This is a genomic window from Candidatus Amarolinea dominans (assembly GCA_016719785.1).
GTDB classification, from domain to species: Bacteria; Chloroflexota; Anaerolineae; order SSC4; family Amarolineaceae; genus Amarolinea; species Amarolinea dominans.
On the sequence record JADJYJ010000008.1, the window covers coordinates 122,279 to 147,610 of the forward strand.

The 25,332-nt window shown below is 62.5% G+C and carries 19 protein-coding genes, 1 pseudogene and 1 other annotated feature; of the genes and pseudogenes, 13 read left to right on the plus strand and 7 right to left on the minus strand.

Annotation, left to right across the window (positions count from 1 at the left end; all coding sequences use genetic code 11):
• Positions 1 to 9: 9 nt before the first annotated feature.
• Together IPM84_11800 and IPM84_11805 are read right to left on the minus strand one after the other, a co-directional pair.
• Positions 10 to 3,024, minus strand: a complete 3,015-nt coding sequence (locus IPM84_11800) for a M4 family metallopeptidase (protein MBK9093433.1) — start codon at positions 3,022 to 3,024, stop codon at positions 10 to 12.
• Positions 3,025 to 3,404: 380 nt separating this feature from the next.
• Positions 3,405 to 4,640: a tyrosine--tRNA ligase gene (locus IPM84_11805; GenBank protein ID MBK9093434.1), complete on the minus strand. Its 1,236-nt coding sequence runs from the start codon at positions 4,638 to 4,640 to the stop codon at positions 3,405 to 3,407.
• A gap of 729 nt (positions 4,641 to 5,369) precedes the next feature.
• Here IPM84_11805 and IPM84_11810 point away from each other — a divergent pair.
• Together IPM84_11810 and larA are read left to right on the plus strand one after the other, a co-directional pair.
• Positions 5,370 to 6,152 (plus strand): alpha/beta fold hydrolase, encoded by a 783-nt coding sequence (locus IPM84_11810; protein MBK9093435.1) that lies wholly within the window; start codon positions 5,370 to 5,372, stop codon positions 6,150 to 6,152.
• Positions 6,149 to 7,432 (plus strand): nickel-dependent lactate racemase, encoded by a 1,284-nt coding sequence (larA, locus tag IPM84_11815; protein MBK9093436.1) that lies wholly within the window; start codon positions 6,149 to 6,151, stop codon positions 7,430 to 7,432. The genes IPM84_11810 and larA overlap by 4 nt, the downstream gene beginning before the upstream one ends.
• A 157-nt stretch (positions 7,433 to 7,589) precedes the next feature.
• On the opposite strand, the gene IPM84_11820 is transcribed toward larA, so the two are convergent.
• The 3 genes from IPM84_11820 to IPM84_11830 are packed head-to-tail and all read right to left on the minus strand — an operon-like array spanning position 7,590 to position 9,473.
• The gene (locus IPM84_11820; protein ID MBK9093437.1) at positions 7,590 to 8,216 is read right to left on the minus strand and encodes a DedA family protein; all 627 of its coding nucleotides are present in this window, start codon (positions 8,214 to 8,216) and stop codon (positions 7,590 to 7,592) included.
• Complete coding sequence (locus IPM84_11825) at positions 8,213 to 8,614, minus strand: hypothetical protein (protein ID MBK9093438.1); 402 nt, start codon at positions 8,612 to 8,614, stop codon at positions 8,213 to 8,215. The genes IPM84_11820 and IPM84_11825 overlap by 4 nt, the downstream gene beginning before the upstream one ends.
• A 22-nt stretch (positions 8,615 to 8,636) precedes the next feature.
• A complete protein-coding gene (locus tag IPM84_11830) occupies positions 8,637 to 9,473 on the minus strand; it encodes an SDR family oxidoreductase (GenBank protein ID MBK9093439.1) in 837 nt (278 codons plus the stop codon).
• A 235-nt stretch (positions 9,474 to 9,708) separates the two neighbouring features.
• Between IPM84_11830 and IPM84_11835 the strand changes: the two genes are divergently transcribed.
• Both IPM84_11835 and IPM84_11840 read left to right on the plus strand, forming a co-directional pair.
• On the plus strand, positions 9,709 to 10,200 hold the full coding sequence (locus tag IPM84_11835) for a maleylpyruvate isomerase N-terminal domain-containing protein (GenBank protein ID MBK9093440.1): 492 nt from the start codon (positions 9,709 to 9,711) through the stop codon (positions 10,198 to 10,200).
• Between the two features lie 40 nt (positions 10,201 to 10,240).
• Complete coding sequence (locus IPM84_11840; GenBank protein ID MBK9093441.1) at positions 10,241 to 12,067, plus strand: hypothetical protein; 1,827 nt, start codon at positions 10,241 to 10,243, stop codon at positions 12,065 to 12,067.
• Positions 12,068 to 12,145: 78 nt separating this feature from the next.
• Here the strand turns inward: IPM84_11840 and IPM84_11845 are convergent, their stop codons facing one another.
• A complete protein-coding gene (locus IPM84_11845) occupies positions 12,146 to 13,246 on the minus strand; it encodes a peptidoglycan bridge formation glycyltransferase FemA/FemB family protein (GenBank protein MBK9093442.1) in 1,101 nt (366 codons plus the stop codon).
• 158 nt (positions 13,247 to 13,404) lie between these two features.
• Here IPM84_11845 and IPM84_11850 point away from each other — a divergent pair, with 158 nt between their 5' ends.
• From IPM84_11850 to IPM84_11860, 3 genes and pseudogenes are all read left to right on the plus strand, one after another.
• Positions 13,405 to 14,541: a trypsin-like peptidase domain-containing protein gene (locus IPM84_11850; protein ID MBK9093443.1), complete on the plus strand. Its 1,137-nt coding sequence runs from the start codon at positions 13,405 to 13,407 to the stop codon at positions 14,539 to 14,541.
• A gap of 160 nt (positions 14,542 to 14,701) precedes the next feature.
• Positions 14,702 to 14,942, plus strand: a binding site (T-box leader).
• Between the two features lie 12 nt (positions 14,943 to 14,954).
• Positions 14,955 to 15,098 (plus strand): hypothetical protein, encoded by a 144-nt coding sequence (locus IPM84_11855; GenBank protein MBK9093444.1) that lies wholly within the window; start codon positions 14,955 to 14,957, stop codon positions 15,096 to 15,098.
• Positions 15,097 to 16,884 (plus strand): annotated as a pseudogene (locus IPM84_11860) (threonine--tRNA ligase). The gene IPM84_11855 and the pseudogene IPM84_11860 overlap by 2 nt, the downstream one beginning before the upstream one ends.
• Positions 16,885 to 16,938: 54 nt before the next feature.
• On the opposite strand, the gene IPM84_11865 reads toward IPM84_11860, so the two are convergent.
• Positions 16,939 to 17,871 carry a methyltransferase domain-containing protein gene (locus tag IPM84_11865; protein MBK9093445.1) on the minus strand — a complete coding sequence of 311 codons (933 nt, stop codon included), beginning with the start codon at positions 17,869 to 17,871 and terminating at the stop codon, positions 16,939 to 16,941.
• A 472-nt stretch (positions 17,872 to 18,343) separates the two neighbouring features.
• On the opposite strand from IPM84_11865, the gene IPM84_11870 reads away from it, so the two are divergent.
• From IPM84_11870 to IPM84_11895, 6 genes are all read left to right on the plus strand, one after another.
• Complete coding sequence (locus tag IPM84_11870; GenBank protein MBK9093446.1) at positions 18,344 to 19,567, plus strand: 30S ribosomal protein S1; 1,224 nt, start codon at positions 18,344 to 18,346, stop codon at positions 19,565 to 19,567.
• 122 nt (positions 19,568 to 19,689) lie between these two features.
• On the plus strand, positions 19,690 to 19,896 hold the full coding sequence (gene rpsU / locus IPM84_11875; GenBank protein ID MBK9093447.1) for a 30S ribosomal protein S21: 207 nt from the start codon (positions 19,690 to 19,692) through the stop codon (positions 19,894 to 19,896).
• Between the two features lie 196 nt (positions 19,897 to 20,092).
• Positions 20,093 to 20,320 (plus strand): translation initiation factor IF-1, encoded by a 228-nt coding sequence (gene infA, locus IPM84_11880; protein MBK9093448.1) that lies wholly within the window; start codon positions 20,093 to 20,095, stop codon positions 20,318 to 20,320.
• 365 nt (positions 20,321 to 20,685) lie between these two features.
• Positions 20,686 to 23,097 (plus strand): extracellular solute-binding protein, encoded by a 2,412-nt coding sequence (locus IPM84_11885; GenBank protein MBK9093449.1) that lies wholly within the window; start codon positions 20,686 to 20,688, stop codon positions 23,095 to 23,097.
• Positions 23,098 to 23,207: 110 nt separating this feature from the next.
• Positions 23,208 to 24,275, plus strand: a complete 1,068-nt coding sequence (locus tag IPM84_11890) for a sugar ABC transporter permease (protein MBK9093450.1) — start codon at positions 23,208 to 23,210, stop codon at positions 24,273 to 24,275.
• The gene (locus IPM84_11895; GenBank protein ID MBK9093451.1) at positions 24,275 to 25,204 is read left to right on the plus strand and encodes an ABC transporter permease subunit; all 930 of its coding nucleotides are present in this window, start codon (positions 24,275 to 24,277) and stop codon (positions 25,202 to 25,204) included. Before IPM84_11890 ends, IPM84_11895 begins: the two co-directional genes overlap by 1 nt.
• Positions 25,205 to 25,332 lie beyond the last annotated feature (128 nt).

The following is a 25,332-nucleotide window of genomic DNA, read 5'->3' on the forward strand; positions in this document are numbered from 1 at the left end:
CGGGTGATGTTACATTTGAGAACGCGACGCGCGGCGGCGCAGGGCGAAGGCGCCGGCCGCGGCGGCCATGACGCCAACGACCAGCACCCACGGCCAGGTCGCCGGTCGCGTGGGCGTGTTCAGTTCACTCAGGGAGACCGCGGTGGGGTTGGTGCAGGTGAAGACGCGCAAGTCGTCCACGTACCAGCCGTCCACACCCGCGCAGCCGTCGTTGCCGAAGTCGAAGCGCAGGCGCACCGAATCGCCGGGCGCCAGGTTCAGGTAGCCCAGGTCAATCTGCGACTGACCCCAACTGCCGCTCACCGCGCCGCCGTCCGTGCCGGAGAAGGCTTCCTGTCCGGCCAACGGGTTGGTGTTGCCACCCGAAGCAGCGGTCAGCGTCATGTTGTACGCATTGAAGGTGAAGGCCGACGCGGGGATCAGCGCATAGGCGCCGCCGTTGACGCTGGCCTCCGCGTTGCCGCCATCCCAACTGAGCTCAGACGCGATGTAGTGATCGAACGCGATCTCGGGCAGGGCGCCAGGCGGAATGATGAACGCCGGGCTTTCCATGCGGATCACGCCGGAAACGTCGCCGTTGCCGCCGTCGCAGTTGCCGTTCAGCGGATCAACACCGAAGGCGCCGGCGCCGGCTCGCCCGCCGGGCAGCGTGTTGTCGGCCTCCCAGTCGTGCGGCTGCCAACCGCTGAAGACGCCCTGGTTGGTCAGGGTCCAACTGCCCAGGCCCGCCTCGAAGTCCTCCATGAAGATGTCGCTCACCACCTGACCGGCGCTGCACAGGGCCGGCGCGTTGGGGTTGAGCAGAGGCTGGAAGTTGCACTGCGTTGGCGGGGTGCTCAGCTCGGTCGCCAGGCTGGCGAAGTCTACCTGGTGGCAGTTGCCTGCGGTGAGAATCTGACCCGAAGGCAGACCAGTGGTCAGATCGGGCAGGTCAATGCCGCGCAGGTCGTTGCAGGCCGCCAGGATCGAGTCGGCATGGTCGGCGAAGTCACTGGCGGGGCCTTGATAGAAGGCCTGGGCGCGCCAGTAGATGTGCGCAGCCTTGGTCAGGCCGATGCCCATCACGGTCTGGCCGTTGTAAGTGCCGCCGTCCACGATCAACGCGAAGGTGTGGTTGGGCACGCCAGAGTTGGTATGCACGCCGCCGCCGTCGGTGCTGCCGCACTGGTAGTAGGCGTCGGTTACGCGGCCGGGGTCCGAGTAGCAGTTCGGGCTCCACATGTCGCGGATGGATTCGCCGAAGGCAGGATCATCCTCGCCGGAGAGCCAACGATAGGAGTCATCCGGCGCGGCGCCGCTGCCCAGGTGCAGGGTGACATTGACGCCTGTGCCCAACTGCGCCTTGATCAGGTTACCGTTGCTGTAGCCGATGGAAAGCGAGGGGATGACGATGGTGGGATCGGAGCCGGCCATGCCAAAGGGCGCATCGCCGCCCGTGATGTGGTTGGCAATGATCGCGCCGATGGCGCCGGCGTCCTGTGCGTTCTTGACCTTGATGGTGAAGGCGCAGAAGCCGCGATCAATCAACGCGATGTTGCCGGCCACGGCCGCGCCGTTGATGAGCGGTTCGCAGCCGTCGGTGGAGGCGGACGCCGGCGGAATGCCGCCGCCCACGCCGTCATCCACCAGAACCACGTTGCCGGTGAGGCCGGCGATGGTCAGCGGTGGGCCAAACGCGGCCGAACCGGCCGGATAGTCGCCAGCAATGCCCGCCGGAGAGTTGACCGTCAACATGGGCGGCGGTGTGGAGTAGAGGGAACAGGCGTCGGCCGAGCGCGGGCCGCCAGGCGTATCGGTGCCGCGGCCGTTGATCAGGTCAACCACTTCGCCCCAAATATCGGAGTAGGACTCGTTCAGCGCGCCGGGCTGCCACATGTAGATCAGGTTGTGCGTGTATTCGGTGTAGGCATGGCCCCACTCGTGCGCCACCGTGTCGTCGCCGGTCACGCCAGTGCAGTAGTTGGTGGTGGTGCCGTTCCAGTTGGCGTTGGGACAGCTGATGCCAGGGTCGTCGTTGACCGTTTCCATGACATGGCCCAGCGCGTCGTAGGAATCGCGGCCAAAGGCGTTCCAGAAAAGGTTGTAGGACTCGCCGGTGCCGTCAATCAGGTTGTTGATGTCCGCCGCGTTGGGGCCGACATAGGGATACGGGTCGCCTTCCTGCCAGACAAGCTGACCGGGCGTGTAGCCGCCGTCATAGACGTTGCGACTGAGCGACTCATGGATGGCTGAGATGCGATCCACGATCTTGCCGGTGTGGGCATCCACATAGACGAACTCGCGCACGTCGCGGCCGTTGCTGACTTCCACCTCGTAGACCAGGTGGCTGACGCCAACCACGCCCTCGGCCATGCCGGTGCGGAAGATGCGCAGGGTTTGGTTGGCCGCGGTGACATCGGCCGCGCCCACCGTGGTCACAGCGATGTTGCCGGCCCGGTCAGCGGTCAACGTTGGCGTCGCGCTGACGTTGATGGCTGGAATGAAGTAACCGTTGACGGTGCTCAGGCGTCCGCTGCCGTCGAAGTGGACGTGCAAACGGCCGGCGAAGACCGGCACGCCCTGGTACACCTGGTCGAACGTCAGGTGCGCAAAGCCGTAAACATCGGTTTGTTGTTGGGTCAGGCTGAGTTCGGCGCCGGCGTTGGTGATGCCAAAGACGCTGCCGTAAAGCGCGAAGTAAGCGTCGGCCTTGGCCGTCGCGCTGCCCGCGCCTTCGACGCCGGGGAGAGTTTGGCCGTCGGCCAGGCGCATGAAGCGGACGGCGCCCGTGGGACGGGCATAGCTGATTTCAACATTGCCGCCGGCATCGGCAGTGAGCCGCGCCACGCCGGCGGGGTCGAGCACGGGCGCTGCGGTTGAGGCTGGCGTCGCGAGGGTTGTGGCATTCAGCAGGGCATTCAAGCTGTTGTTGGACACGGGACGAGCTTCTGGCAACGGAATAGCCAGGGCGCTGCTGACCAGGCCTAAGAGCAAAGAGATGGCCGCGATCAGCGTGATGGCGCGATACATGGACTTGTGAGCCATTGCAATCCTCCTGAATCGAATCAGATGTGAACGCGAAAATGGATTAGCAGAGGGTGCCGCTTTGAGATGACGGGTTGCAGCGGGGATGACCAACCTCCTTTCGGGTACAGCGCTCTGGTCGGCAATTTTACAGGGCTTGTCAGAGAATAGGTTGCCGCTTCAGTTCTGGCAGAACATGGTCACACGAACAGGATATTGTGTTTGTTGACAAGCCCGTGGAGTCAACAAAGAAGGCGTCAGGCGGGTGCTACCGGATAAGCGGACATGAAACGAACTGGGACACGAGAGCAACAACAGGCGTACCGACCATAACCGGTGCGTCTATTTTAGCGACAAAACAGGGGGGTGTCAAGAACGGCGGCGAGAAAGCCAGAATCGGCTTAGCCGACCAGCCTGACAAAATGACGGCGGCCGACCTGTAGGATGCGGCTGCCAGCGGCGCCCAGGTCAATCACGGTTTCGATCTGCTCCAGGCGCTGTCCGTCCAGTTTGATGCCGCCCTGCGCCAGGAGGCGGCGCCCTTCGCCGCGGCTGGCCGTCAGCCCGGCGGCCTGCAGGAGGTCGAGCAGGGCCAGCGGCCCGCTCATGACAAACTCCGGCATGTCGGCCGGCAGCTCGCGTTCCTGGAAGACGGTGCGGAAATGGGCTTCGGCTTCCTGAGCGGCGTCCGCGCCGTGAAAAATTTCGACAATCTCGAAGGCCAGCTTCATCTTGACGTCGCGCGGATGGGCCGCGCCGGTCGCCAGGTCATCTTCGAGCCGCTTGATCTGCGCCGGCGTCCAGCGCGTGACCAGGTTCATGAAGTTGCTCATGGCGTGGTCAGGAATGGACATCACCTTGCCGTACATCTGCGCCGGCGGCTCGCTGATGCCAATGGCGTTGCCGGTGGACTTGCTCATGCGCAGATGCCCATCGGTGCCCACTAAGATCGGCAGGGTGATGGCAACCTGGGGGCGCTGGTTGGCCCCTTCGGCCAGTTTGCGGCCGGCCATCAGGTTGAAGAGCTGGTCCGTACCGCCGACCTGCACATCGGTCTGCAGCGCCAGCGCGTCATAGCCCTGCATCAGCGCGTAGAAGAACTCGTGCAGCCAGATGGCGTCGCCGTTGGCAAAGCGTTTGGCGAAATTGTCACGCGCCAGGAACTGCTGCACGGTGAAGTTTGCGGCCAGGCGAATGACATCGGCAAAACTCAGCGGCGCCAGCCATTCGGCGTTGAAGCGGATGCTGGTTTTCTCCGAATCCAGAACCTTGAAGGCCTGGGCGGTGTAGGTGGCGGCGTTGGCGGCTACCTGTTCAGGCGTGAGTTGTTTGCGCGCTCCTTCTTTGTCGGACGGATCCCCGATCAGGCTGGTGAAGTTACCGATGAGAAAGGTACACTCATGGCCCAGCTCCTGGAACTGGCGCAGCTTGCGCATGGGGACCGTGTGCCCCAGGTGAATATCGGGCGCGGACGGGTCCACACCCAGGTAGACCTTGAGCGGTCGCTTCGTCTGCTGCGATTCCAGCAGGCGCACGCGCAGTTCCTTTTCCATGTTGGCAAACGTTTGCGCGTCGCCAAAATCGGCCCCACGCATCAGAATCGCGACTTGTTCATCAATACTAAGATTCGTTTTCATATCATTCATACTACCCATGCCATCCATACTATCTATGCCATCCATACTATCTATACCACCATCTATGCTATCTATACCATCCATCATACTATCTATACCATCCATGCTATCTATACCATCCATACTATCTATACCATCCATGCTATCTATACCATCCATACCCGCCATGCCATCCGCCGAGACTGCAAATTTTGATCACCGGTGTTCACGTCACACCGACGAATGCCATTATAATGCATATCTGGCACATTTGCGAACGAAGGTGCGTCGCACCTGCAGTTCCAAATGTAGCCATCCATGTGACTGGCCAGCGCCGGGCCGCGTCCCTACGGGACGACGGGTGTGGGGGGCATCGCTAAGGTCAGGGCGTCCCTACGGGACGACGGGTGTGGGGGGCATCGCTCGCTCAAGTCAAGGCGCCCCGTAGGGGCGCCGCATTTCCAAATGTAGCTTTCCAACGCCCACAATCCCTCTTGCTGCCCACCTATCTCGGGGATTTTGGGCCAAAACCGCCCGAACGAGGAACGCAGGCCCATTTACGGGCAGCCATTCCGTTCACATTCGGAATTCCTGGCGTCGCACCTGGGACATGAGTTGACGGAGTGTGTACGATGTGTGAAAAAAACGTGTGATGCGGCCCTGGAAATACGGTTATCTTTAGGGACAGGCGTTGGCGCATCGCGCGGGCTTGGGGTAAAATAGCCTCACCCGATAGAAAGGCCAAGGTAGATGTCAGAACAACTCATTTCTTTCCAAAATCAGGGACAGACGCTGTTTGGGATGATTCACATTCCGCCCGGCGCCGGTCCCTTTCCGGCCGTGCTGATCTTTCATGGCTTCACGGCCGATCGCAACGAGCATCATTTTCTCCTGGTCAAGGCGGCGCGGGCGTTGATGGCGGCGGGCTTTGTGGTTTTGCGCTTCGATTTCCGCGGCTCCGGCGAGAGCGAGGGCGATTTCAGCCAGGTGACCATCGAAGGGGAGATCAGCGACGGCTTGGCCGCCCGCGCCTGGCTGCGCGGTCATCCCGCGGTTGATCCAGATCTCGTCGGTGTCTGCGGCATCAGCGTGGGCGGCGCGGTGGCCGCGTGCCTGGCCGGCCGCACGCAAGACGTGCCGTCGTTGGTGTTATGGGCGCCGGTGGGCGATCCCGCGCGGGTTTTCAGCCAGGCCGGCAGCGGCAGCGGCAGCGGCTTTGCGCCGGTACCCGTGGAGGGAGGCATGGACATCGGCGGGCTGATTGTGGGGCAGGGCATGATTGCCGATGTGCTACGCCTGCGACCGACCGCAGAGGTGGTCGGTCATCCCGGCGCCGTTTTGGTCATCCAGGGCACGGCCGATCAGACCGTGCCGCCGTACAATGGCGAGATGTACCGGGAGGCGCTGGGCGAGCGCTGCACCCTGGTGTGGATCGAAGGCGCCGATCACACCTTTTCCCGGACCTGGTGGGAGCAGGAGGTGATTCGCCTCACCGTGGCGCATTTCCGCGGCCAATTGGCGCCGGCTGCATGAACTACCAGGTCCCGTTTGGCCGCGGCAGCTTGAGCTTTGCGCCGCCTGCGGGCATGACCCTCGATGTCATCGCTGCGCCCACGCCCGCGCCCTTGCCTGACTTTCCCGCCGCACTGGCATCTGCCTTGCGCCATCCCCTGGGCGCGCCGCCGCTGCGTGACCTGGCGTGGCCTGGCGCGCAGGTTTGCCTGGTCTTCACCGATGCCACGCGCACCTGCCCGGATGATGTGCTGGCGCTGGCGCTGCTGGCCGAGCTGCACGCCGCGGGGGCGCCGGATGCCCACATCACCCTGCTCTGCGCCACGGGCCTGCATCGCGCCAGCACGCTGGCTGAAAAAACGGCCAAACTGGGCGCGGACATCGTGGCCCGCTATCGCATCGTGGATCATGATGCGCAACAGGACGTGGTGAGCCTGGGTCAAAGCGAGCACGGCATCCCTTTGACGGTCAACCGCCTGGCCGCGGCGGCCGATCTGCTGCTTGCCACCGGCGTCGTTGAACCGCATCAATACGCGGGGTTCAGCGGCGGCAGCAAAACAGTGGCGGTGGGGGTGGCCGGCGAACCAACGATTGCCTACACGCACGGCCCGGCCATGCTCGATCAGGCCGGTGTGCGCTTGGGCAATCTGCACGACAACCCGTTTCAGGCGGCGGTGCGTGAGGCCGGTCGTCGAGCCGGATTGCGCTTTGTGCTCAACGTGGCCCTCACGGACGACGGCCAGCCCTGGGCGGTGGCCGCCGGCGCCCCCGATGCCGTTCACGATCACCTGGGCGCGCAGGCGCAGCGCGCCAGCGGAGTCACGGTGACGACGCCCTACGACGTGATCATTGCCGGCGTGGGCTTTCCCAAGGATCAGAATTTTTACCAGGCCAGCCGGGCCGCGACCTACGTGGCCCTCACCGCACGTCCTGCGCTGGCTCCGGGCGGGGTCATCATCCTGCCGGCGCCGTGCCCGGAGGGCATCGGTCAGGGCACGGGCGAGCAGCGCTTTGCCGAGATCATGCGGGCTGGCGCGGATCGGCCGGCGCATCTGCTGAATGAGCTACGCGCACGGGGCTTTCCGCCGGGCGCACAGCGCGCCTACATACTGGCGCAGGTGCTTGAGCGGCATCCGGTGGTGGTTGTCGGCGCTCTCTGCCCTGAGGAGATTGCGGCGTGTCACCTCACGGCTTTTGCCACCATCGAAACAGCGCTGGTGTGGGCGCAGACGCATCTCGGCCGGCCTCTACGCGTGGCTCTCGTTCCGCACACGCTGACGACGGTGTTGACCGTAGGGTAATTTTCTGATTTCGCCAGGTTCGGCCTCCTGGCGGGAGGATGTTGTCACGCCGGAGTCGTGACCTACGGAGGAGGGCGTTGTCACGCCGGAGTCGTGACCTACGGAGGAGGGCGTTGTCACGCCGGAGTCGTGACCTGGCGGGAGGGCGTTGTCAGGCTTAGCCAGTGGGTGTGGTGGTTGAAGGAACGGCGGGCTGATGGGCCGATTGCCAGAGCCGCCAGCCAAAGAAGATCGCGCCCGCGACGCCAATGACGACCCAGGTGATGTCGCCCATGGTGGCGCTGATAGCCTCTACCCGGTCGCTGAAGAACTTACCGAGCATGATGTAAAGGGTGACCCACAACGTCTCGCCGACGATATCCCAAGCCAGGAAGGTGAGGTAGGAAAAGCGGGTGATGCCGCAGGTCAGGTTGAGCGCCGGGCCGAGCGGCGTCAACAGCCAGCGGGTCAGAAACACGCTGAGGCCGCCCCAGCGGGCGACGGTGGCGGCGGCTTGCGCCATCCGTTTGTCGCCGCCCAATCGGTTCGTGACGAGGGCCACCACGCGTGGTCCACTCCAGCGCCCGATGGCGTAGCCCAGTTGATCTCCGAGCACCGCGGCCAGGCTGATCACCGGCACCACGGTCAGCAGGTCCAGGTCGCCCTGATCCACGAACGAACCAACCACAATCAGCAGCAGCGTCACCGGCAGGGGCAGGCCGACGGCCGCCAGGGCTGCGAAGATGAACAGCGCGGGCAGGCCGTAGGTGGAGAAAGCCAGCAGGAGCGTTTCCGACAGGCTCATGGTGCGCGCCTCGGCTCAAGCCCGAACAGGCGCTGCAGAAGCGACGGAGGGTGCTGCGGCTCTGCGGTCTGCAGCGCTGATGTGGGGTTGGCCGCGCGATAGGCGGTGATGGCCTGGTTGAGGATTGCGATGAGATCGTTCACCGGCCGCTTCTGCTCCGCGGCCACGGCGCTGAGCGGGCGATGGTCGGAGCGCGCCGGCAGGCCGAGCGTCTCCAGGAGGACCGTGGGTGGCACGCGGTAGGAGCGGGCGATGTAGCCAACGCTCATCCAGGGTTGGATGGTCTCATCCACCAACGGTCGCGGGGCGTGACGGAAAGCGCGGGCGGCGAAGATGAAGATGATCAGGAGGGAAAGCAGCAGTCCCAACAACAGCCTGGCGCGGCGTGATAGATTCACAGGCGAAACTCCTCTCGCCTGATTATATCATGTCAAGACTCAAATCCCATAGGCGGCCGGCGATGTCGGTGTCGTAGGATGCTTGGGTCGAGGGGGTGATCTTGCTATGCGAGAAATACTTGCCGGTCACGCCCTCGACGGCCGGCGCCGAAGCCAGGAAAACGCTGGTCTGTGCGCCTTTTTCTGGGCTGATCGCGGCCAACCTCTGGATGCTCTTCATCACAAGGTTCATCAGGGTGCCGTTGTTGAGGCCGAACCTGGTTGCGACAAAGCCAGGATGAAGCGCATTGGCGGTGACGCCGGTATCCTTGAGCCGCCGCGCCAGTTCGTAAGTGAACATAACGTTTGCCAGCTTCGAATGGGCATACGGCCTCCAACCCTGACCATAGCCCTGTTCGAACTCGACATCCTGCAGGTTGAGGCTGCTGCCCTGGTGCGCATCGGAGGAGACGTTGACGATGCGGCTGGGCGCGCTGGCCTTGAGCATGTCGAGCAGCTCGTTGGTGAGTACGAAGTAATTGAGATGGTTGAGCGCCCACGTCATCTCACGACCTTCGGCGGTTTGCTGACGTCTGGCAAAATAGCCGCCCGCGTTGTTGATCAGCACATCCAGCCGAGGATAGCGGCGCTTGAACTCGGCCGCCACCTGCCGCACCTGCCGCACCTGAGATAGGTCGGCGACGAGGAAATCAACGTTTTGATTCCCGGTGGCCTGCTTTATTTCTTGAGTCACGGCCGCGGTCTTTTGCGCATTGCGCCCCACGCCGACCACCGTCGCTCCCATACGCGCCAGCGTGATCGCCGTGACCTTGCCGATCCCATCGGTAGCGCCTGTCACCAGGCAGATTTTATCTTTCATGTCAACCTCGTTCGTTGTCCAATCTCGTTTTGATGCGCCGGCAAGGTGCATCATTCATTTTATCAGACGTCCCCGTGGCCATTCTCGTCACCGGGGTGGGGGCAGGCCTTGCGCCTGCCCTGGGCGACTGGGCGACCGCAAGGAATCGCCCCTACTGTCAGGCCGCGGCGGTCTGGTAGATAATCGCCTCGCGTAGCGGCCAGGTTGGCTGCCGCAGGAGGAGAGGGAGGAAACCATGCATATAAGCGATATTCTGATGTACGGACACCTGACGGTGCAGCGCACCGTGGAGACATTCCCGGCCGCGGAAGTTGGCACGGCCGGCGCGTGTGGCTATTGGTCGGTCAAGGACCTGGTGGCCCATCTTGGCTCGTATGAGCTGGTGTTGGTGGATATTCTCGACGGGTTCATCAACCCCGGCAGCCCGACGCCGCATCTGGAAGCGTTCATCCGGCCCGACTACAACTTCAACGACGAGCAGGTGAACCAGCGCCAGGGCATGACCTTTGCGGAGGTCTACGCCGAGTATCAGGCCGCCCACGCACAGGTGCGCGACCTGGCGGCGCAGATTCCGGCTGATCTGTGGCAGCAGAGCGGCGCGCTGGCCTGGTATGGCGCGGCATACGACCTGGAGGATTTCATCGTCTACACCTACTACGGTCACAAGCGCGAGCACTGCGGCCAGATTGCCACCTTCAGCGACCAGTTCAAAGGACGGCCTCAGTAGTTCGTTCTGAACGCCGCACTGCGCGCAGGAGTTTTTGCTCTTGACGCTTCTGGCTTTGCTTTTTTCATGCTTGATTGCCACCTTCGCCCCTGGCGCCGGAGAATTGCCGCCGACAACCTGGGTGTTTCCGCGCGAGCCGGCTGTCGAGGCGATGCGCGTGACGGCAGAGGCGGTCTTCTCCGCCACGCAGGTGACGTGGGCCGACGCGACCGGCGCCCCGGTGACCGGTTTTCGCCCGGCGGCGATCTATCCGCCGCTGTTCGGTCGCGACCTGAGCTGGATTGTGACCGCCGCGCGTCTCTTCTACCCACCCAGCGCCTGGCAACCTGGCGTGGAGGCCTTCTTGCGCCGCCAATACGGCGCAACCACGACCAGCGATGAGGATGGCTGGCAGGCGGGCGCGGGCGCACTGCCCGGTGTGCTGCACAGCGATGGTCGCCTGGACAAAGCCAGCGCGGTTTCAGACGAGGAAACCTCGCTGATCAGTGCAGGCTACAGCCTGTTCGAGGTGCAGGGCGCGGCCTGGCTCACCACGATCATCACCGGCACGGCGGACTTGACAGAAAGTCGCTGCGACCATTGCGCGGCTCGCCCGCGTGACCTGGCCGCGCCGCGTGCCATTGATCGCCTGGACGCGGCGCTGAGCTGGCTGTGGGACAACCGCCGCGACGCGGCCAACGGCCTGATCTGGCGCGGGCACACCACCGACTGGGGCGATGTAACGCTGGACCAGACAGCGCCCAACCCGACCGATCTCGATCCGGCCCGCGCCCTACGCACCGCTTCGTTGTTCGACCAGGTCCTGGCCTGGCGCGCGGCGCAGCAACTGGCAGCGATGTGGGAAGCGTTGGGCGAGGCGAGCCGGGCCGCGGCCTGGCGCCAGCGTGCGGCCGATCTGCAGGCGGCCGCCAATCGTGACCTCTGGCAGCCGCAGCGCGGCTTTTACCGCCTGCATCTCCACCTGGCCGGGCCGGCGTGTGCAGAAGGGCCGCCATGCGCGACGTGGCAACATCCTTTCGACGAGGGGCGCCTGCTGGCGATCAGCAATGCGGTGGCGGCGCAGGTCGGCTTCAGCAGTCCGGCGCAAACGCAGGCGATCCTGGCGGCGCTGGCGCAGGCGCAGTTGGCCGCCGGCGCGACGCAGCCGGGCCTCAGCCTGTGGCCGCCCTATGCCAGTTGGACTTTTCCGCAGGTTGACATGCAGGCCGGGCGCTATCAAAACGGCGGCGTCTGGGATTGGTGGGCGGGGGTGCAGATCGAGGCCGAATTCAAGGCTGGCTACAGCCGCCGCGCCCTGCTGCACCTGCGCCAGGTAGCGCGGGCGTGGGCCAATCATCCCGGTCAGGTTTACGAATGGCAGGCGCCGGGGCTGCGCCCGGAGACGCACCAGCCGGATCTGGCCCACGCCAGCATGGCGCGTGATTACGCGGCTGGCGCCGCGACCCTGGTGCAGGCGATCAACGCGGGGTTGTATGGCGTGGAGTGGCAGGCGGGCGGCGCGCTACGCGTGACGGTGCGCCTGGGTGAGGCCAGCGGCGCCATTACCAGCACCTTGGCCGGCGCCGGCCGCGCGCTCAGCTACACCTACACGCCCGCGGCCGACGCCCTGGCGCTGTCCTATCGCACCTGGGGCGTTGGCGCCTTTCCGCTCTGGCTGCGCCTGCCGCCGGATCGTGACGCCGCGGCGGTCACGCTCGATGCGGCCGACGCGGTCTTCACCGTGGAGCGCGTGGGCGCCGATCGCTACGTTGCGCTGACCGGCCTGCCGGGGGTGCATACGGTCACAGTGCGCATCCTGCCCAGCCCGCCGTGGTGGGAGCAATGGCGGCTGCGCTGGCGCTATTTGCGGGAGCCGGGGTCCGGTTGAGAACCGCGGTTGCGCAACAGCAAGATACCGCCCACTTCTATCGCATCATCATAGGCGTTCAACTCAAGCATCTCATCTTCACGCGCCGCCGGGCAAAGGCACTGCGCGGCGCTTGATCTCCGCGGCCAGCCGGTACAGCCAGAGGCCGGGACGCGAGAGCACCTTGTCCCATGCACCGACATAGCGCACCACCTGGCCGCCAAACCCCTGCTTGAAGCGCCAGACGCCCCACAGACCGCCTTGCGCCCCTGCATCGGTGGCGCCGTCGGCCTCGTCCTCTGCGCTGATCTGACCGGCGCCCACTTCGTCGGGAATTCCCCACAGGTCGTACACCGTGCAGCCGCGCGCCTTAGCCCATTCGATGGCTGCCCATTGCAGGGCATGATTGGGCATCAGGTTGCGCTGACTATCGCCAGACGCGCCCCACAGATACCAGGCCGTGCGCTCCAGGGTAAAAACGACGATGCCGGCCAGCAATTCGCCATGATATTCAGCCAAAAGCCAGCTCGCCAGGCCCGGCGGTGTGAAAAGATCGAAGGCCTCCGCGTAATAAGCCTGGCTATGGACGCCGAAATGGTCCCGCGCCCCGGTGGTTTGCATGAGGCGCTGAAAGGCCGGCAGATCGGCCCGCGTGCCGGCGCGCACCGTCACCCCTTTGCGGCCGGCCAGGCGGATGTTGTAGCGCCACTTCTGCTTCATGCGCGCCAGGATTTCGTCCAAGCCGGCGGTCAGATCAAGATGCACGGTGCTGCGCGGCTGCACTGTCTGCGCGGACGCGGCAAAACCGTAGTCGGCCAGGCGTCGCGCCATCACCTGGCTATCGGGCAGGTCCGGCTCCACCTTGAGCAGGTAGCTGTGACGCCGGCGAGCGCACTGCTCGATGGCCTTGAACAAGGCGGCGCCCAGGGCCGGCTGCTCCCAATCCATCACCGGGCCTTTGGGCACATAGGCAAAGGGCTGTCCCCACGGCGTGCGGCGATAAAGAATCTGCGCACCGGCCACCATGGCGCCACCCAACGTCAGCGCCACGCGTTCGGCCTGCCAGCCGACGCGCGCCTTGAGATCGCCCCAGCGCTGGGTCTGCAGCACATGGCCGTGCGCATGGCTTGCCACGAAGGCGTCCCAGGCAGCGGGGTCAAGCTGCGCATGCGTGAGAACGGACAATGAGGTTGAGTCCATGGCGCCGATTCTACCTATGTCGCGACGATTAGCCAAAAAGAGGCCACAGCGTTTGCGTGCAAAGAGGCTTTCATAACGAAATTTTAACAGAAAACTCATGAGGTGCTAACAGTGCCATGCTAGACTGTCGCCATCTTGAAAATGGAGAGTCAAAGCACATGAATGAGACAACCCCAGGTCCGCGTTTGCAGCGGCGCGCGCTGGTCGTGATCGGCCTTTTTCTCGTGATTATGGTCATTTTTGCCTCCGGCGCGGCCGTTGGCGCCTTGACCTATGCTTGGCTGACGCCCGCGCCAACGACGCCCGTGCAGGCTTCGTTCATCAACGCGCCGGCGGCTGACGCGTTGCCGGCGCAGCCCAGCGCGGGTTTGCCAACGCTGGCGCCGGCGACGCCCGCCACTGGCGCCGATCCGCTTGTGTTGGCTGTAAGCCGAGTCACGCCGGCCACCGTAACGGTCATCGTCAATGATGGTTCCTCCGGTTCGGGTGTCTTCATCCGTGCGGACGGCTATCTGGTCACCAACAATCACGTGGTGGAGGGCGGTAGCCGCTTCGAGATCATTTACGCCGATGGCAGCCGGGTGACCGCCGAACTGGTGGGCGCCGCGGCCGAATTCGATCTGGCGATCCTCAAGGTTGCCGATAAGGCGCCGGCGGTTGCGGTGCTCGGTGATTCGGGCGCGGTGGCGCCGGGCAGCCGGGTTGCGGCCATCGGCAGCGCGTTGGGCGGATTTCGCAACACGGTGACCGCGGGCGTCCTCAGTGCGCACAACCGGCGCCTGGGTGATCTGGACGGTTTGCTGCAGACCGACGCGGCCATCAATCATGGCAATTCGGGCGGGCCGCTCATCAACCTGGCCGGTGAAATCATCGGCATCAACGTGGCCGTGGTCCGTGGCAGCGGCACTGACGCGGCCGAGGGCCTGGGCTTTTCGATTCCCAGCAACACGGTGCGCGTGGTGGCCGAGCAGTTGATCAGCAACGGCCGCGTGGTGCGGCCCTACCTGGGCATCACCTTCGAGCCGCTCAATCCACAACTGGCGAGCGAATCGGGCTTGTCGGTGGTGCAGGGGGCGTACGTTCAGCAGGTGGTGGCCAATGGCCCCAGTGCGCAGGCTGGGCTGAAGGTGGGCGATGCCATCGTGGCGCTGGGCGGGCAGACGATTGATGACCAGCATCCCTTGCCACAGGTGCTCCTGCAATACCGCGCCGGGCAGTCGTTGGAGTTAACCGTGGCGCGCGGGGACAGCCAATTCAAGCTGACCGTCATGCTCAGTTCACGGCCGGCAGCCTAGCAAGGTTGCCGCTATCAATCTGGGCGTCAGACCGGCGCTGCATCTGGTGTCCAGCCAGGTGCAGCGCCGGTCATAGCGCTCGCTATTTTGTGGGCGGTTTGTCCGCGGCAGCGAATTGACGCGGCGCACGGGGTGTGCTAGAATCGCCGCACGTGAATAACAGAAAGTGATGATCAGGACGAGTAGACGCGTGATGTCACGCCAGAGAGCAGGGGTCATGGGCTGCAAGCCCCTGTCGTGAGCGCCGCGTTGAAAACCACCTGGGAGTGAATACCTGAACCTGGCTTTGCCGGCAGTAAGGGATTCCGGTTGGCTCCGTTAGCGGCCAAAGAGTGGAAATGTCCACGCCGCTTGGCGTTGCATTTCAACCTGGGTGGAACCGCGAGCCTCTCGTCCCAACGACGAGAGGCTTTTTGTTGTGCCATAACGACTGCGGCCCCCTGGGCAGCGAACATTCGGTAGCAAGAAATGGCATCGAAGAGGTAGAGGAAGAAGGAGAAGAAGGAGAAGAAGGAAAAGAAGGAGAAGAAGGAGAAGAAGGCCTCAAGTCAACTTGAAAAGAACGATCTGTACAAGATTCGCCATTCGGCCGCGCACGTGATGGCGCAGGCGGTGATGGAGATGTTCCCCGGGCAGGCCCGCATTGCCATCGGCCCGCCCATCGAGGATGGCTTTTACTATGACTTCGAGCTGCCGCGTGGCCTGACGCCCGAAGACCTGGAGGTGATCGAAAAGCGCATGCGCCAGATCATCGGCGGGCGCCACACCTTCATGCGGCGCGAGGTCAGCGCAGACGAGGCGGCCGCGCTGTTCAACCAGCAGCCCTACAAGTTGGAGCTGATCGCGGGCCTGGCGCAGGGCGGCGTGGATGAGTACGGCAACGAGACGGACGAAGCGCAGGTCATCAGCACCTACAGGCACGATGTGTTCGAGGACCTGTGCCGCGGGCCGCATGTCGAGCATACGGGGCAAATTCCGGCCGATGCCTTCAAGCTGATGAGCGTGGCCGGCGCGTATTGGCGCGGGGACGAACACAACGCGATGCTGCAGCGCATCTACGGCACGGCCTGGCGCAACAAGAACGAACTGAACCAGCATCTGCAGATGCTGGAAGAGGCCAAGAAGCGCGATCATCGCAAGTTGGGCAAGGAACTGGAAATCTTCACCTTCGACGACGAGGTGGGGCCAGGGCTGCCCCTGTGGCTGCCGCGCGGCGGGGTGCTGATCGAAGAACTGGAGCGGCTGGCCAAAGAGATGGAGATGAAGGCCGGCTATGAGCGGGTGCGCACGCCCCATCTGGCCAAGGAATCGCTCTATGTGCGCAGCGGACACCTGCCCTACTACGCGGAGAGCATGTATCCGCCGATGGAGTTGGAAGGCGTCCGCTATTACGTCAAGCCGATGAACTGCCCGATGCACCACAAGATCTTTGCGGCCAAGCCGCGCAGCTACCGCGACCTGCCCCTGCGACTGGCTGAATATGGCACCTGCTATCGCTATGAAAAGAGCGGCGAGCTTTTCGGGTTGATGCGGGTGCGCTCGATGCAGATGAACGACGCGCACATCTACGTACCAGAGGCGCAGTTCGAGCAGGAATTCATGGGCGTGATTGCGATGTACCGGCAATACTTCGACATCTTTGGGATCGATAAGTATGTCATGCGCCTGAGCACGCACCACGCGAAGGGGCTGGGCAAGAAGTACATTGACAACGAACGCCTGTGGCTGAAGACGGAGGAGATGGTGCGCAACGCCATGCGCAACGGCGGCGTGCCCTTCGACGAGGTGCCGGACGAAGCCGCGTTCTACGGCCCGAAAATTGACGTGCAGGTCTGGAGCGCGATTGGCCGTGAATTCACGCTGCCGACGAACCAGGTGGACTTTGCGCAGCCCGAACGCTTCGATCTGAAGTTCATCAACCAGAACGGCGAAGATGAGATACCGTTGGTCATTCACCGGGCGCCGCTCAGTACGCACGAGCGCATGATCGGCTTCCTGATCGAGCACTACGCGGGCAACTTCCCGGTCTGGCTGGCGCCTGAACAGGTGCGCGTGATCCCGATCACGGATAATCACAACGACTATACGCTCAGCCTGGTGCGGCGCCTGCGCGACGAAGGGGTGCGTGCCGAGGCCGATCTCGGCTCCGAGCGCATGAACGCCAAGATTCGCAAGGCGCAGGGCATGAAGGTGCCCTACATGCTGGTGGTGGGCGATCAAGAGATGGCGAACGACGCGGTCTCTCTGCGCCGGCGCGATGGTTCGCGCCAGGACGGGATGCCGACGAGCGAATTCATGGCCCTGGTCAAAGCACGTATCGCCAGTCGTGCGCCAGCCCTGTAGGAAAGGTTATGCAGCCGCCGCTGGCGCAGCAAGCGTCAGCGGCGGCTCTTTGCTTCATTGAATAAAGTCGTAGATGCCGTCGCGCTGTGGCCAGGCCTGACCACACGCGGGGCAGGTCAACGAGTCAACGGCGGGCGCCAGGTCAATGCCATGACAGGCCGGGCAGCGAAACAGGCCAGAGGCAGCGACAGGCGTCGTGGTTGGCGGAACCTGCGCCTGCACAAAGATGCTGGGAGCCAACTTCAGTGCGCTGGCGTAGCGTTGCAGCAGGCCATCGAGCGCGGCCAGGCGTGCGGCCGACCAATGGCGCTTGAAGAAGCCGGCGCGGAAGTGCGAAACGGCCACTGCGCGCTGCACCGCAAAGCCTGCCCGCTGCATCTGTTGCGAGACCCACGTCGGATGAAAATCGAAGTTGAGCGGCACAAACTCATACGGCTCACGCGCAAAGGGGCTCCAGGTCTGGCGGCGCAGGGCAAAGCGCAGCATAGACTTGAGGTTGCGCTTGTTGGCGAACTCCAGCACAAAGGCGCCGTCAGGCCTGACGATACGTCGCAGTTCGGTCAAGGCGCGGGGCACATCCACCAGGTGATGCAGCACGCGTACCATCACCACCGTATCGAGGGTTTGATCCTGCAGCGGCAGGTCATAGACACTGCTGCGCACGAAGGTGAAGCGCGCATCGTGCCCCAGGCGCTCCTGGGCCTGGCGCAGCATCGAAAGCGCCGGTTCCACCAGGATCACTTGGGTGTAACCGGCGTAGAGATCGGCCAGGCGCCCAAAGCCGGCCCCAATTTCCACGAGGCGGGCGCCAGACGGCGGAAGCAGCGTGCGCAGGGCCAAGCGCTCGGCCTGATCTTCGAACGCGCGCTCGCCGGTCCAGAATTCAACCCGATAAGCAGAGCCTTCATAGTCGCACAGGGTCGGCGCTGGGTCAGGTGACACCGGCGGTGTGGGCTGAGGAGATGATTCATGTGCGCGAATGGACAAAGTGGCAACTCCGCATTAGTTTTTTGTAAGAGAGTCCAAATGTTTCACGTGAAACATTAACATAACACGAAGCGATTATAGCATAGAGCGATAACAAGCACGAAATTGTGCTTGATTGTCTGTTTGACAGTCATGACGCGCATTGGTATAATGAGCGATGGGTTGACTGGTCGCGATGATATGCTTCGGCCAATCAATGGTCAGGGTGCTGGTAAGCCAGCATGACGGTGATAATGATGTATATCACACGCCGTCGTGATTGTCTCGCACCCTGAGTGGCCATAGAGTAACCTGGCCCCCTGGTCGGTTCGCTGCTCAGACAGCGGAGGAATTCCGTCAACGACATCTTTGTCTAATGCTCAACCGTGAGGTCGCATGACACTTAGAATACATTCATCAGAAATGCTGATGACGTTGAATCTCGACCAGGGTACACAGGATTGGTCGAGATTTTTTTTGGAGAAGCCAGCTAATGCAAAAGCGAGATAGCGACAAACCAATCCACGAGGAAGAAGATTTCGCTACCCTGTTCGCGGCCTATCTCAGTGAAAAGCAGAACCATCTACGGCCGCAGCACGGCGACTTGGTGCAGGGTATCGTGGTGGCCATCTCTGATAAGGAACTGGTCCTGGATGTCGGCGCCAAACAAGATGGCATCGTCCCGGCCAGTGACCTGGTCAAATTGGACACCGCGGCGCGCGCCAAGCTGACGATGGGTGCGACGATGCCCGCGATTGTGGTCAATCCCCACAACCTGGCGGGGGAGTTGATCCTCTCCGTTTACCTGTCCCAGCAGGAACAGGATTGGTTGCAAGCGCAGGAACTCCTGGAATCTGGCGCCATTACTGAGCAGGAAGTCGTTGGCCATAACCGGGGTGGTCTGACCGTGACCTTCAAGAGCATTCGCGGTTTTGTGCCGGCATCGCATCTGGCCGACTACGGACGCGCGTCGGAAGCCGAACGCGCGGAACGCCTAAGCAGTCACGTTGGGCACACGCTGCCTGTCAAGATCATCGAGGTTGACCGCAAGCAGCACCGCCTGGTGTTGTCGCATCGCCTGGCCGAACAAGAGCTGCGCGAACAGCGCCGGGCCTCACGGTTGGATCTGTTGCAGCCAGGACAGACTGTCGAAGGCCGCGTAACGGCCATTCGCCCCTTTGGCGTTTTTGTTGACATTGGCGGTGTGGATGGCCTGATCCATTTGAGTGAGCTTGATTGGCAGCTGGTCAAGAACCCGCACGATGTGGTCACTGTGGGTGATAAGGTGCAGGTCATGGTGCTGCGCCTGGACGAGAATCGCCAACGCATTGCCCTCAGCCGACGCCGGGCGTTGCCCAACCCCTGGGAACTGATCATACAGCGTTATCACGCTGGGCAGGTGGTCAGCGTGCGCATCACCAAGCTGATGGAGTTTGGCGCCTTTGCCGAAATCGAGAACGGCGTCGAGGGTATGATTCACCTGTCGGAACTATCACATCGCCCCATCCGGCACCCGCGTGAAGCCGTCCAGGTGGGACAGGAACTGCCGGCGCAAATTCTGCGCATCGAGCCGGACCGCCAACGCATTGCGTTGAGTGTGCGGCGCGCCGTGACCGACTGGATAGCAGCGGATGACAACCACGCGCAGCAGGCGGGCGAAAACATTTTTATCGAGAATGATACTGCAAGCGAGCACGAATTGCGCCTGACCCCTTAGGCGGAAAAGTGAAGTCTATCCCCGCTTGCAGTAGAGTACAACGATTCGCTTGTTGATTAGACATAAATGACAGCGTCCATCTCAGGGAATGACCGGTTCTCTTCGAGAAGGGAGGTGAGACCATGACAGTACAACTTCGTCCCGGTGAGTCGCAGGATAACCTGCTGAAACGCTTCCGCAAGGCAGTAGCTGAAGCACGTATCCTGCCCACAGTGCGCCAGAAACGCTGGTTCACGCCAAAGAGTGAGCTTAGGCGCATCAAGAAGCAAAAAGCCATTCGCAAGGCACGACGTACCGTACGCAAACGCGAGCTGAGAGTTCAGGTCTGAAGATCACGCACCGCCCGCGGAGTGATAGAATGTGCTGGGCGCCCGACCCACCCGCCAATCTATCACTCCGGGAGCGGGCACGGCCTTGCGCCTGCCCGCGTGGGCGACCGCAAGGGTGCGCTGTGTCAATTAACACCAATAGTGCTGATTGCGACCCGGTTTTTTGCTGTATGTTATCGAAGGAGTTATTAGTCGAATGTCAAAAGACGAAGAAGATAAGATTACCGTCGAAGGTACGATCACCGAAACCTTGCCCAATACCATGTTTCGCGTGGTCATGGATAACGGACACGGGGTGCTCGCCTATCTGTCGGGCAAGATGCGCAAATACTATATCCGGGTTCTGCTAGGCGACCGAGTGCGTATTGAGCTTTCACCCTATGATCTGACGCGTGGCCGTATCGTTTATCGCCACAAGAAATAACCGCCGGACCTGGTAAGGTCTTTGACAAGTCAAACATTTTCGCTTGACAAGTTGCTGGATTGAAGGTATACTAAAATTGCTTTAGGCGCAGCCCAAGAATGCTCCCCGCATAACCACATTCTTGTCGCGCTGCCACACATGATGCCGTTTATGTCATCGGTCTCCGTCGTTTTTTGAGGAGGTGATGGTTCGAACGAAAGAATGCCGCCAGCAAGAAACGAGAATCAGATCGGTGTCCGAACAGGGCCTCCCCGTAGGCCGTTGAACCAGGCAGTTGAAAAGTCCTCGTTTCAATCACGCTTTCTGCGCAATCTGTGCTTGTTCTGTTTTTCTGCCTGTAACCCATTTTGAATCGGAGGAGAAGTATGTTACGTAAGTTCAGTGCATTGTTCACCCTGCTCCTGGTAGTAGGCATGATCCTGAGCGCCTGCGGCGGTGTTGCAACGCCCACCGCGGCGCCCGCAGCCACCAAGGCCCCGGAAGCCACTAAGGCCCCGGAAGCCACTAAGGCTCCGGAAGCCACTAAGGCCCCGGAAGCCACCAAGGCCCCGGAAGGCCCCACGGGTACTGTGACCCTCTGGCACGCCTACGGGACCGGTAGCGCCGAAGAGAAGGCGCTGACCCAGGCCCTGGCAGCCATGAAGGCCGATATGCCCGGCGTCACAGTCAACGTCCTGCAGATTCCGTTCGACCAGGTCTTCAACAAGTGGGAGACGGAAGTGGCAGCCGGCGGCGGCCCCGACATGTTCACCGTGCCCAATGACAACACCGGCAACCAGGCGCGCGGCGGCCTCATTGCCCCGCTGGACGACCTGCTGAAGGGCAAGACCGACGCGTTCCCGGCCGCCAGCTTCGAGGGCGCGGCCGTTGATGGCAAGGTGTACGGCGTGCCCGGCATCATCAAGGCCGTGGCGCTCTACTACAACAAGAGCACCATCCCCACCCCGCCCGCCACGACCGCCGAGCTGTTGGCGATGGTCAAGGCCGGCAAGAAGATCGAAATCAATCAGAACAACTACCACAACTTCGGCTGGCTGACCGGCGCGTTCGGCGGCAAGCTGATGGACGCCGATGGCGTCTGCACGGCCGACAAGGGCGGCTTCGCCGATGCCTTGCAGTTCATGGCCGACCTGAAGGCCGCAGGCGCTGACTTCCAGACCGACGGCGGCAAGGCCGACACGTTGTTCCGTCAGGGCCAGGCCGACATGATCATCAACGGCCCGTGGACGCTGGGCGACTACAAGAAGGACCTCGGCGATAAGCTGGGCGTTGCTCCGATGCCCGCTGGCCCCGGTGGCCCGGCATCCCCGCTGGCTGGCGTGGACTACTGGCACATCAACCCGAATTCCGCTCCTGCGCAGCAGGCGCTGGCCGTGGATGTCGCACTCTATCTGTTTGGCCCCAAGGGCGCCCAGATTTACGCGGACGTGGCCGGCAGCCCGATGGTCGCCAAGGGCGTGGCCGCGGCTGATCCGCTGGTCAAGGCCTTTGCCGATGCAGCAGCCGCCGGTTTCCCGCGGCCGCAGAGCAAGGAATTCGGCAACTGGTGGGGTCCGTTCGGTGATGCCGTCACCAAGGTCATGGAAGGCCAGCTCAAGCCCGCGGAAGCGGTGGCAGAAGCCTGCGCGACCATGAACAAGGCCAACGGTAAGGAAACCGGCGCGGCGCCCGCTGAGAAGCTGGCCGGCACGATCACCTTGTGGCATGCCTACGGCACCGGCAGCACCGAAGAGAAGGCGCTGGCGCAGGTGCTCGAGTCGCTGAAGAAGGATCAACCTGACCTGACGGTCAATGTGCTGCAGATTCCGTTCGACCAGGTCTTCAACAAGTGGGAGACGGAAGTGGCAGCCGGCGGCGGCCCCGACATGTTCACGGTGCCCAACGACAACACCGGCAACCAGGCCCGCGGCGGCCTCATTGCCCCGCTGGACGACCTGCTGAAGGGCAAGACCGACGCCTTCCCGCTCTCGAGCTTCGACGGCGCCAAGGTGGATGGCAAGGTCTACGGCGTGCCCGGCATCATCAAGGCCGTGGCGCTCTACTACAACAAGAGCACCATCCCCACCCCGCCCGCCACGACCGCCGAGCTGTTGGCGATGGTCAAGGCTGGCAAGAAGATCGAGATCAACCAGAACAACTACCACAACTTCGGCTGGCTGACCGGTGCGTTCGGCGGCAAGCTGATGGATGACACTGGCAAATGCACGGCCGACGCGGGCGGCTTCGCGGACGCACTGCAGTTCATGGCCGACCTGAAGGCCGCAGGCGCTGACTTCCAGACCGACGGCGGCAAGGCCGACACGCTGTTCCGCCAGGGTCAGGCCGACATGATCATCAACGGCCCGTGGACGCTGGGCGACTACAAGAAGGACCTCGGCGATAAGCTGGGCGTTGCCCCGATGCCCGCTGGCCCCGGTGGCCCGGCATCCCCGCTGGCTGGTGTGGACTACTGGCACGTCAACCCGAACTCCGCCCCTGAGCAGCAGGCGTTGGCCGTCGGCGCGGCGCTGTACATCTTTGGCCCCAAGGGCGCCCAGATTTACGCGGACGTGGCCGGCAGCCCGATGGTCGCCAAGGGCGTGGCCGCGGCTGATCCGCTGGTCAAGGCCTTCGCCGATGCAGCAGCCGCCGGCTTCCCGCGGCCGCAGAGCAAGGAATTCGGCAACTGGTGGGGTCCGTTCGGTGATGCCGTCACCAAGGTCATGGAAGGCCAGCTCAAGCCCGCGGAAGCGGTGGCAGAAGCCTGCGCGACCATGAACAAGGCTAACGGTAAGTAACCATATGGTATGAACCCCGGGGAGCGTCGCCTCGATGACGCTCCCCGGGGATTTCAGGGAATTACATCGTGCCCTAGTAGCGCCTTCTCTCATCTGAAAGGGAACACCTCATGGCTACTATGACAGAGCAGCCCACGCCCCGCAGCGGTTTCGCCAACTGGTGGATACGCACATCCACGACCCGCATCGCCTGGTTGTATCTGCTCCCCGCGTTCCTGGTGATGGGTATGATCACCTTCTACCCCCTGTTCTACCAAGTCTGGATGTCCACCACAGACTATAATATCAAGAATCTACGCATAGATGCCGTGGCGCCCAATCCAGCCAACCTGAGCGAAGCCTGCACCACCAACATGAAGGGCGAGTGTACGTGGGGAAGATTTGATAACTACCGCCAAATCTTCACGGGCGAATTGCCGGTTGCAATCGCCAACTTCAGCTTCTGGAATGTGCTCGCTTTTGATCTGGTTTGGACATTCACTAACGTCCCCTTCCACGTCATCATAGGCGTGTTGATTGCCGTGTTGTTGAACACCAAAGGCCTCTGGTTCAAGCGCTTTTATCGCGCAATCTTCGTCTTGCCCATCGTCATCCCTTCGCTCGTGGTCGCCGTGGTCTGGCGCAACATGTTCGACCCCGACTACGGCTCGATCAATCAGTTGCTTACCAGCGTCAGCCATCTATTCGGCGGCAGCACGGTAGCCGCGCGCTGGCTCGATCAGGTCAACTATCCAATCGCCGGTATTCCCCTGACCCTCTCCTATTTTGCCCTCCTGATCGCCAATATCTGGCTGGGCTGGCCGTTCATGACGATCGTGGCCACCGGCGCGCTGCAGAGCATCCCCGGTGACCTGTACGAGGCGGCTTCGATTGATGGCGCGACCGGGCGCCAGCAGTTCTTCAAGATCACCATGCCGCTCTTGCGCCCCGCGATCATCCCGGCCGCGGTGTTGGGCATGATCACGACTTTCAACCTGTTCAACCTGATCTACCTGCTATCCGGCGGTGGTCCCCTGCGCAGAACCGAAATCCTCGTCACCACGGCCTATCGCCTGGTCAACGAGAATCGCCTGTATGGTGTCGCTGCAGCCTTTAGTGTGATCATCTTCTTCGTGTTGCTGATCCTGACGCTGGCCACGAACTACGTGACCAAAGCAACAGAAAGGTATGATATCTAATGTCCACTTCAGCAAACCCGCTTCCGAGTCAGCCCGTTCGCAGGAGATTCCCCAAGCCGGACTTGCCGTATCGGAGTCAATTGATCCGCCAGTTGATTCTGTTATTCATCACCTTCATCACGCTCTTTCCGATCCTCTGGATCGTGAGCCTCTCGATTGACCCCAGCGGCCTCGCCCGCCCCACAGAGCTGCGCCTGATCCCGCCCGGTGCGTCGTTGGACGCCTACCGCAGAGTGATGGCCCAGCCGACCAACAACCCCATCACCTTCGCGCAACTTGCCTTCAATTCCTTCAAGCTGGCGATGGGCGTCTCGCTCTTTTCTGTGGGGATCGGTGTGAGCGCGGCCTATGTCTTCTCGCGCTTCAAGATTCGCGGCCAGAAGTTCCTGATGTTGGCCGTGCTCACGGTGCTGATGATGCCTTCGATCGGCTCGATCGCGCCCCTCTTTGTATTGCTCAACAAGATCCAGCTTGGGACTGGCCCCGGCGACACGCTGCGCGATTCGCTGTATGGCGTCGGCCTGGCTTGCATATCGGGTGGGCTGCCGTTTGCGATCTGGAACCTGAAGGGTTACCTGGACACCATTCCGCGCGACCTGGAAGAAGCTGCACGCATAGACGGCGCCACCATCAACCAGACCTTCCTCAAGATCATCCTGCCGCTGGCAACTCCGGCCCTGGCTGTGACTGCGTTCCTGGGTTTTCTGAGCGGATGGACCGAGTTCGCTCTGTCCTGGCAGTTCCTGACCAAGGCCCCGAACTTCACCTTGTCAATGGCCTTGTGGAACATGACCGGCCAATACTCAGGCCAGGTGCCGTGGTCCAACTTCGCCGCGATGGCGTTGCTGGTGGCGACACCGGTTTCCGTCGTCTACCTGATGCTGCAGAAGTACATCGTCAGCGGTCTGACGATCGGCAGTGTGAAGTAGGCTGGCATTGGCTTCTGCCAGAGGCCGGGATTCTCAAGGAAAGCCGGGTTTCCAGGTGGAATCCGGCTTTTTGTTGCGCCCGCCGCAACTTGTGCTACAATGGATGCATGGATCACCCCCTGGCATGC